Here is a 9,590-nt window from a genome sequence, read left to right as displayed (position 1 = left end):
TTGCCTACCATGGCGTCGGCGGCGAAGAAGCTGTGCAGCTCTTCCAGCGTCTCGAAGCGCTCGGTGCGCTTGGCGACGTTGGCGAGGATTCGCTGGCTGGCGTCGGTCAACGTGGTGACCCGGCGCTGGCGCTCCTCCTGGAGCTGCTGGCGGCGCGCCTCGATGCTTTCGTGGGCGCTTTCGCGCTGCTCGAGAATGGCACTCAAGAACTCGTCGTACTCGCCGAACTGGCTTTCGAGCTCCTGGAGCTGGTCGAGCATGCGCGTCATCAGCTGGTCGCAGTCATCGGGCTCGCGAAGCGCGCCCACGCCGTTGGCCAGGCTCTGCTCGAACAGGCGCATCTGGGCGGCGAACTGGGCCTTGGCCTCGGCGCTGCCCTGCTCGCGCAGGCGGATCTCGGCCTGGGAGCGCTGCTGGTTGATGGTGGCGTAGATGCTCGAGATGTTCTCGGTGATGCGGGTCTGCTCCACCGCGTCGCCGCCGGGCATCGAGGAGATCAGCCCCTGGATCATGTCGAGCCCGGCGGTCAGCTCGCGGTAGCGCGCAACGCACGCCGCCAGCGCCTTGCGATTCTCCGCCTCACCGACCTGTGTCTTGATCTCGCCCAGGGTCTCGCGGTAGCCCTCCAGCGCCTCCGGGGTGGCCAGGAAGGTGAAGGTCTGCTCGGTCAGCGACGCCTCGGCCTTGTCCAGCGCCGTCTGCAGCTCGGAGAGCCGCGCGGTGTCCAGATAGCGCCGCTCGCCCAGCGCCATCAGCCGGCCGCGGTGATCGCGCAGCTTCTTGAGGTAGGTGACGAACAGGTCCGGCGTCTTCCAGCTGCTCGGCTTGAGCTCGCGCAGCAGCGTCGCCTGCTCCTTGTCGAGCGCCTCCAGCGCCTGGGCGGTCTGGGCGCGAATCGCCTGGACCTTCTCGTACTCGTCGAGCATCAGCTCGGCGGTGTGCTTGAGCTGCTCGAGGGCACCGTGGATGGCCGCGAACTCCGCCTCGCCGATCCAGTAGAACTGGTTCAGAGTACGATCCACCCGCCGGATGATGGCGTTGAAGTGGCGCTCGCTGGTGGCGCGCTCGCCGGCGAGCTGGACGATGCCGTTGAGCTCGGCGATGCCGCGCACCAGTTCCGGGTTGCCGATGCGACCGAGCGTGGTGTCGTTGCGCACCGCGTCCTGGGCGTGGAAGCGCTCGGACATGAAGGGCGTGGCCCACACCTGGATGGGATGGACCAGCGTCGGCTCCTGCTCGGCGTGGAAGAGCGCCAGGTGGCCGTTCTCGAGCACCGCCGCGCCGTGGCCGACCATCGGCGTGTCCGCCTGCTTGCGAATCAGGTTGTAGCGGTAGAGCACCACCTCGCCGGTGGCCTCGGCGTAGAAGACGAACAGCACGTCCTCGCCGTTGGGCGAGCGCACCATGCGCTTGAAGCGCAGATCCTCCTCGGGCACCTCGAAGGTGGTCAGCTCGCCGGTGTTGAGGTAGTAGCCGTTGGGGAAGATGATCCCGTGGTTCTCGGGAAGCTCCACCACCGAGCCCGCCATGGCGTCGATGCGCTTGACGTGCTGCTCGGCGCGGTTGAACAGGTAGTAGCGCCACTCGGTTTCGTTGAAGGGCAGGATGCGCACCAGCAACAGCGTGCCGAGGTCGGCGTACTCGAAGGTGGCATCGTCCAGCGACTGGGAGTCCGACGCCACCGGGTCGGCGAAGATGCCTTCGCCGCTTCTGGTGTTGTTCTCGATCTTGAAGGTGATGTTGCCGCCGAGGTTGTCGACGAACACCGTATCGAGGATGTTCAGGTGCGGCGCACGCCCCTGCTCCTGCATGTCGCGCCCGGCTACGTGCCAGGGAAAGGCGAAGCGCTCGGGGAAGACCAGGTCGCGCTCGCCGCGGTTGTCGATGTAGCGGCGCACCTCGCCGCGCCCGTCGAGCTCCCAGCGGAACACGCGCAGGTCGGTGAGCTTCTCGCCGATCTGGAACGCCACCAGCAGCTTGCCGTTGAGGGTCACGATCTGGGCGAGCGTGGCGTGGCTGTAGTACTGCTGCAGTTCGCGGAAATCGCGCAGGAACTGCTCGTCGGTGAGGAAGCTGTCGTCGAGCGACGCCTCGGTCAGCTCGAGGCCCTCGTCGTCGTCCTTGAGATGATAGAGCGCGAAGACGTCGCTCGCCGCCAGCGCCTTGCGCAGCCCGAGCTGGACGTTGAAGCCGAACAGGATCTGGTCGCCGATGCGCGCCATGTCGCGGGCGATGGCGTTGTTCTCGGTGCGTACCCGAGCGCGGCCCAGCAGCGCCATGCTGCTGGCGCCGAAGGTCTCGGCGCGGGATTCGTTCAAGCGCGAGACCGCCGCGTCCAGCTCCCCGCCCTGGGTGCTCAGCCGGCGCTTGATGGTCTCGAACGCCGTGCTCTCCCTGACCAGGCCCTCGACCGCTTCGGCCTGATGGTTATCGCTCGATCCAGTGTCCTTCGACATCGTGTCCATCCTGAAAGGTGCTTGCGAGATAGCGAATTGCAAGAAAGGTGCTTGCGAGAACGGCGCCCACGGCGCCGCAAGGAGTCGACGAGACCGCAGGTGGCATTCCACCTGCGGTCTCGAGTCCCCGAAGGGACGCGCCTTACGCGTTTTCCGAGGACTTCTCGGGCATCATGGCGCGGCTGGCGAGCCCGGCCAGGGTGGCCTGCAGCGCCGGCGACTTGTCGAGCACGCCCTGCACCGTCTTGCCGTAGCCCAGGCCTTGGGCGAACTTCTCGAAGATGTCGCCATCGCCGCCGATCAGTTCGAACTTGGCGTTCTGCAGCGCCGCGGCCATCACCTTGCCGTTCTCCAGCATGCCGATGCGCTGGGCCTCGATCTGGGCCATCACTTCCTTCTCGTGCACTTCCAGGTTCATGCGGAACTCTTCGAAGTTGCGCGCTTCCTCGGACATGTTGTCGTAGGCGCGCAGCTTCTCGACCAGGCCGTTCGCCTCGGCCTTGGCCATCGCCTCGCGGGCCTGGGCCTTGGCACTGCCGAGTTTCTCCTCGCCCATCGCCTCGGCTTCCAGGCGCTGTTCGAGCACGCGCACTTCGGCCATGCCGGCCTCCTCGTCGGCCTTCGCCGTGGCGGTCTTGACCTCCGCCTGGGCGAGCCCTTCGCTGCGCTGGGCGTGGGCGCGGGCTTCCAGCACCTGCGCCTCGGCCAGGCCATCCGCGGCGGCCAGGGCCTGATGACCACGCGCCTGCTTCTCTTCGGCGGCGGCGCGCTTCTCGGCGGAATCCAGCTCCGCCTGGGCGCGCAGCACGGTTTCCTCGGCCTCGAGCTTGGAGCGCTCGAAGGTCGCTTCCGCCGCGCGAACCTCCTTGAGCTTGCTCTCCTCGGCATCGGCCTGGGCCGCGGTCAGGCGCGTGACCTTCTTGCGCTCCGCCTCGGCGCGGTTGCGCACGTCGTTGATGTTCTCCTCTTCCTCGGCGACGCTGCGCTCCACGGCGATACGCTGGCTGGTGATGTCGGCGATCTCCTTGCGCTCCTCTTCCAGCGCCTTCTCCATGCCGATGCGCTCGATCTCCACCGCGCGCTCGCGGTTGACGTCCTCGAGTTCCTTGGCCTGGCGGATGCGGACCTCCTCGATCTGCACCGCGCGCTCGCGGGCCTTGGTGGCCATCTCGACCTGGCGCTGCTTGTTCTCCTCGGCGATGGCCAGCTCTTCGTCGGTCTTGATGCGCGCCGCTTCGCTCTTGGAGCGTTCCTGGTGGCTGACCTGAGCCGCCTCGGACTCCTCGCGGGAGCGCAGGCTCTCAATTTCACGCTTCTGGCGCGCCTCAGCGTCGGCCTGGGTACGCTCGAGTTCGAGGGCGGCTTCGCGGGCGGAGACGTTCTTGCGCTGGATCTCGAGTTCTTGGTCGCGCTCGAGACGGTTGGTCTCGACGTTGTGCATCGCCGTGATCTCGGTGATGCGCTTGATGCCTTCGGAGTCGAGGATATTGTGCTGATCGAGCGAGCTCTTGGGCGTCTGCTCCAGGTAGTCGATCGCCACGTCATCGAGCACGTAGCCGTTCAGATCTTGGCCGATGGTCTCGACGATGGCGTCGCGAAACTTCTGGCGCTCGTCGAACAGCTGCATGAAGTCCATCTTCTTGCCGACGGTCTTCAGCGCCTCGCTGAACTTGGCATTGAACAGCTCGTTGACCGCGTTGCGATCCGATGCCCGACCCGCGCCCACGGACTTGGCCACCCGCAGCACGTCCTCGGTGGTGGCGTTGACGCGCAGGTAGAAGGTCACGCCGATATCCGCGCGCAGGTTGTCGCCGCAGATCAAGCCCTCCTTGCCGGTACGGTTGAGCTCGAGGGTGATGACCGAGATCTGCATCGTCTCGGCGCGGTGGATTACCGGCAGTACCATCGCCCCGGTGAAGTACACCTTCGGCGTGGCGGAGAGGTCGTTGACGATCAGCGCCTGCCCCTGGTCGATCTTGCGGTAGAACGCCTTGATCAGCGACAGCAGCGCGATCATCACGACCACGGCAATCCCGATGGCGAACACCACCGGCATGATCCACGATAAGTTCATCCTGTTTCTCTCCTATTCAACGGGTCGGTGAATCATTGAAGCCGGCGTGGAATTCCTCTTCCGGAATGACCCGGTAGGCGTCCTCTTCGGCCAGATAGTTGATCAGAATGGCGCGGTCGCCGCGCTTGAGCGGCTGGTCGCTGCGCACTTGAAGAATCAGGTGGTCGCCCTCGATGTAGGCATCGGCGCGCCCCCGGGTGCGATCGACGCTGCCCGAGCGCACCGTGCAGACGAGGCCGGCCAGGCGCTGCTCCGTGGGCAGGTGCAGAGCGGGCTTGAACAGCGGCCGCAGCGGCTTGACCGCAAGCGAGGCCAGCAGGACGCCCACCGCGACGCTCAGGCAGAGCACCACGGCACCGAACAGCCAGTGCAGCGCCCCCGAGCCCAGGTGGACGCCGAGCAGCAGCTCGCTGAAGTAGCTGAACAGCCAGCCGAACAGGGCGACCAGCGTGATCGCCAGCGGCAGCGGCACGCCTTCGAGACCCAGAGTGGCCATCAGCCCGCCGGTTTCGAAGCCATCGCCCATATCGCCATCGCCCAGGTCATCGCCGCCGATTCCCGAGAGCGAGATCAGCCAGTAGATGACGGCGGCGACCAGCAGGATCGAGAAGATGGCCGTTGGAAAGGTGGTACTGATGAAAACGAATAGCGGCATGCGCTCTCTTCCCTGAGACATGGACAAGGGCCGTCACCGGCGTCCAGGCGGCACGCGGTGATGAACGGCGAAATGGCAAGACGGCACGGGCGTGCCGGTACATGGATCAGGAAAAATTACAGGAGCGCTTTACAAAATCAAGGCGCGGGGAATTTTTAAGAAATCTCTTAATAAAAACATAGCCAATGTCTTACAAAAGCGGCTAATCATTCCTTGCTTTCAAATAATCATTAGCCTTCGAGGAAGCTAGGCCGTCAGTCCGATCCCGCGCAGGATCACCGAGGTGACCGTCTGCACCGCCTTTTCGAACTGCAGGTCGTCGAGGGGCTGGTCGTGGTTGAGCAGGCCGATCTGGTAGTCGAAATCCGCGTAGTGCTGGGTCGAGGCCCAGATCATGTAGAGCAGGTGCGAGGGCTCCACCGGGGCGATCTGTTGCGCCCTCACCCATTCGCTGATCTTGGCTTCCTTCAGCTTGGCCCAGTCGAACAGGTTCTCGCGCAGGCGCTTGCCGAGAATCGGCGCGCCCTGCATCACCTCCATGGCCCAGATCTTCGAACCGTGGGCGCGAAAGCGCGAGTGGTTCATCTTGGCGCGAATATAGGTGGAGAGCACCACGCGCGGGTCGTCATACAGCTCGAAGCAGAGCGCATCCTGCTTCCACAGCTTCAGAAGCCCCAGTAGCACCTCTTGGTAGAGCGCCTTCTTGGTCGAGAAGTAGTAGTGCACGTTGGACTTGGGCAGCCCGGCGAGCGCGGCGATCTCGCCCATCGAGGCGCCGGCGTAGCCCTTCTCGGCGAACAGCCGCTCGGCGGCCTCGAGGATGTTTCGAACGTTGGTCTGGCGAATCTCTTCCTGGGTTCTGGGCACGCGCGGCGCTACCTTGTGACGCAAACGGGGGAGACTCCGCCGATGCTCGCAGCGCAAGCGACGACGAAAAAAAGCACCGCCCGAAGGCGGTGCTGAGACGATGTCCTAGATGGCCCGGGACGTCAACTCTGGTTGGCCGGGAAGGAGAACTCCGCCCGGGTCGCCTCACTGACCGACGGCCAGCGCTGGGAGACCGCCTTGCGCCGGGTGTAGAAGCGCACGGAATCCGGCCCATAGGCGTGCAGGTCGCCGAACAGCGAGCGCTTCCAGCCGCCGAAGCTGTGGTAGGCCACCGGCACCGGCAGCGGCACGTTGACGCCGACCATGCCGACCTCGATGGCGTCGGTGAAGCGCCGGGCCGCCTCGCCGTCGCGAGTGAACAGGCATGTGCCGTTGCCGTACTCGTGATCGTTGATCAGTTGCATGGCATCATCCAGGCTGCCCACCCGCACCACGCAGAGCACCGGGCCGAAGATCTCCTCCTGGTAGATGCGCATCTCCGCGTTGACGTGATCGAACAGGCAGCCGCCGACGAAGTAGCCGTTTTCATGGCCTTTCACGGTCAGCGCGCGACCGTCGGCGACGAGCTTGGCGCCGCTCTTCACGCCGTCTTCGATGTAGCTCAATACCTTGTCGCGGTGCTCGGCGGTGACCAGCGGCCCCATGTCCAGGCCCTTGTCGGTGCCAGGGCCCACCTTCAAATCGGCGATTTTCGGAAGCAGCGTGTCCACCAGCCGGTCGGCGGTCTCGTCGCCCACGCATACCGCCACCGAGATCGCCATGCAGCGCTCGCCGCAGCTGCCAAAGGCCGCGCCCATCAACGTATTGGCGGCGTTTTCCAGATCCGCATCCGGCAAAACCACGGCGTGGTTCTTGGCCCCGCCCAGGGCCTGGACGCGCTTGCCGTTCGCCGTGCCCCGGCTGTAGATCGCCTCGGCCACCGGCGTGGAGCCGACGAACGAGATCGCCTTGATCGCCTTGGCGTCCAGCAGCGTCTCGACCGCCTCGCGCCCGCCGTGGACCACGTTCATCACTCCATCCGGAAGCCCGGCTTCCTTCAAGAGTTCCGCCACCGCGTGGGCCGCGCTGGGGTCCTTCTCCGAGGGCTTGAGCACGAAGGTGTTGCCGCAGGCGATCGCCATCGGGTACATCCACAGCGGCACCATGGCGGGGAAGTTGAATGGCGTGATGCCCGCCACCACGCCGAGCGGCTGGAAGTTCGACCAGGCATCGATGCCCGGGCCGACGTTGTGGGAGTACTCGCCTTTTAAGAGCTCCGGCACGCCGCAGGCGTACTCGACGTTCTCGATACCGCGCTTGAGCTCGCCAAGGGCGTCTTCCGGGGTCTTGCCGTGCTCTTCGCTCACGAGCTGTACCAGCCGCTCGGCGTTGTCTTCCAGAAGCTGCTTGAAGCGGTACATCACCTGGGCGCGCTTGGCCGGGGGCGTGTCGCGCCAGGCGGGAAACGCCGCCTGGGCGGCGGCGATGGCGCGCTCGACGTCGTCGCGGCGGCCGTCCACCACCTGGCGAATCACCTTGCCGGTGGAGGGGTTGGTGACCGCCAGGGTGCGGTCGCTTTTAACGGACTCGCCGTTGATCAGATGAGTGACGTGTTCCATCGGGGGTCTCCTTGGTCGGTCAGGCGAGGGCATCCAGGGTGGTGGCCACGGCGTCGAACAGCCGCTCGAGTTCGGCATCGGTCGTGCCGAAGGGCGGGCCGAACTGCAGCGTGTCGCCGCCAAAGCGCACGTAGAAGCCCGCCTCCCACAGCGCCAGATGCGCGTCGCGCGGGCGGATAGTCGGGTCGCCCGCGCGCGGGGCGAGCTGGATGGCGCCGGCAAGCCCGAAATTGCGAATGTCCACCACGTGGGGGCGGCCCTTCAGGGCGTGAAGCTTTTGCTCGAAGGCCGGGGCGATACCGCGCACCTGGGCGGGGAAGTCCTCGCGCTCGAGCATATCGAGGGCCGCCAGACCCGCCGCGCAGGCCACCGGGTGGGCGCTGTAGGTGTAGCCGTGGGGGAACTCGATGGCGTGGGCCGGGCCGCCGCCGTGCATGAAGGTATCGAAGATCTCGCCGCTTGCGATCACCGCGCCCATCGGAATGGCGCCGTTGGTGACCTGCTTGGCCACGTTCATGATGTCCGGCGTGACGCCGAACGCCTCGGCGCCGGTGCGCGCGCCGCTGCGCCCGAAGGCGGTGATCACTTCATCGAAGATCAGCAGGATGTCATGCTCGGTACAGATCTGGCGCAGCCGATCCAGATACCCTTTCGGCGGCACGATGACCCCGGCAGAGCCGGACATCGGCTCGACGATCACCGCCGCGATGTTCGAGGCATCGTGCAGCGCGATCTGATCGAGCAGCGCATCGGCCAGCTCCGCGCCGGTCTCGGCCTGCCCTTGGGTGAAGGCATGATTCGCCTGCAGGGTGTGCGGCAGGTGGGTCACGTCCAGCAACTGCCCGTAATGCTTGCGGTTGCCGCCGATGCCGCCCAGGCTCGTGCCGCCGACGTTGACCCCGTGATACCCCTTGGCGCGGCCGATCAGCCGCGTCTTCTCGGGCCTGCCCTTCAGGCGCCAGTAGGCCCTGGCCATCTTGATCGAGGTATCCGCCGCGTCCGACCCGGAGTTGGTGAAGAAGACGTGGTCGAGCCCCTCCGGCGTCAGGCTCGCGATCTTCTCGGCGAGCTGGAAGGCCAAAGGATGGCCGATCTGAAAGCCCGGCGCGAAGTCGAGCGAGCCGAGCTGCTTTGAAACCGCCTGCTGGATCTCCTCGCGGTTGTGCCCCGCGCCGCAGGTCCAGAGCCCGGAGAGCGAATCGAACAGCTTGCGCCCCTGGTCGTCGATGTAATAGCGCCCCTCGGCGCCGGTGATGACGCGAGGATTGGCGCGAAAATCTCGGTTGCTGCTGTAGGGCATCCAGTAGTGTTGATTGAGCGCCGCACTCGAGCGCTCGACAACCGCGCTGCGGGGCGAGGCGCCCGTGGAAAGATCCGTCATGGCTCCAGCTCCAGAAGTGGAAGACCCCTCCAGCATGCGCCGCTCGCCACGTTTATAAAAACTGACTTTTCTTTAGTTCACGTTAGAGGATTCATACGTTAGCATTTTACTTCGCAGCACCCGCTTGATTGTTTCGGTTCCCCAAGCTCCAAAGATGAGCGTTGCCGGTCAGCACACCAGTATGAGGGTAAGGCCCGAGGTTTCGCTCATGCGCAATTTATACCTAAGCGTTTAGAAGCGTCGATTCACGTAAAGCCAACTGACCGCCCACCTGGCCACCTTCCACGAGCGATTCGATCTGCTCGTTACCCCCACAATGCCCACTTCACCTTTTGAGGCAGGCCACAACGTGCCGCCGGGCGGCAAATATAAAGACTGGAGAGACTGGACCCCTTTCAGCTCCCCCTTCAATCTCACCCAGCAACCTGCTGCATCACTGCCCTGCGGGCTAGATGACCAGGGGCTGCCGGTGGGGCTTCATCTGGTGGCGGGGAAGTATCAGGATATGAAGGTTATGCATGCGGCGCGGGTGTTGGAG

7 protein-coding genes are annotated in these 9,590 nt (G+C 65.2%); 1 reads left to right on the top strand and 6 read right to left on the bottom strand.

Features of this window, described 5'->3' with window-relative positions:
• The 6 genes from BIS11_RS05215 to BIS11_RS05190 all read right to left on the bottom strand — a co-directional run.
• Positions 1-2,456, bottom strand: a 2,456-nt coding sequence (locus BIS11_RS05215; protein WP_253585793.1) for a DNA repair ATPase, incomplete at its 3' end; no start/stop codon positions are given.
• Positions 2,457-2,598: 142 nt separating this feature from the next.
• Complete coding sequence (locus BIS11_RS05210) at positions 2,599-4,530, bottom strand: flotillin family protein (RefSeq protein WP_253424528.1); 1,932 nt, start codon at positions 4,528-4,530, stop codon at positions 2,599-2,601.
• A gap of 16 nt (positions 4,531-4,546) precedes the next feature.
• The gene (locus tag BIS11_RS05205) at positions 4,547-5,185 is read right to left on the bottom strand and encodes a hypothetical protein (RefSeq protein ID WP_253424525.1); all 639 of its coding nucleotides are present in this window, start codon (positions 5,183-5,185) and stop codon (positions 4,547-4,549) included.
• 246 nt (positions 5,186-5,431) lie between these two features.
• Positions 5,432-6,052 (bottom strand): TetR/AcrR family transcriptional regulator, encoded by a 621-nt coding sequence (locus BIS11_RS05200; protein WP_253424522.1) that lies wholly within the window; start codon positions 6,050-6,052, stop codon positions 5,432-5,434.
• A 122-nt stretch (positions 6,053-6,174) separates the two neighbouring features.
• Positions 6,175-7,671, bottom strand: coding sequence for a CoA-acylating methylmalonate-semialdehyde dehydrogenase (locus BIS11_RS05195; RefSeq protein ID WP_253424519.1), 1,497 nt, complete (start codon positions 7,669-7,671; stop codon positions 6,175-6,177).
• Positions 7,672-7,690: 19 nt separating this feature from the next.
• Positions 7,691-9,052: an aspartate aminotransferase family protein gene (locus tag BIS11_RS05190; protein ID WP_301283004.1), complete on the bottom strand. Its 1,362-nt coding sequence runs from the start codon at positions 9,050-9,052 to the stop codon at positions 7,691-7,693.
• A 259-nt stretch (positions 9,053-9,311) separates the two neighbouring features.
• Between BIS11_RS05190 and BIS11_RS05185 the strand changes: the two genes are divergently transcribed.
• Positions 9,312-9,590 (top strand): amidase family protein (locus tag BIS11_RS05185; protein WP_367399198.1); only part of this gene is annotated, 279 nt, incomplete at its 3' end.

Source organism: Halomonas sp. 707D4, from assembly GCF_024158685.1.
In the GTDB taxonomy this organism is placed as follows: domain Bacteria; phylum Pseudomonadota; class Gammaproteobacteria; order Pseudomonadales; family Halomonadaceae; genus Vreelandella.
Note: the sequence above shows the minus strand (reverse complement) of the source record. Positions and strands in the feature narration are given on the sequence as shown.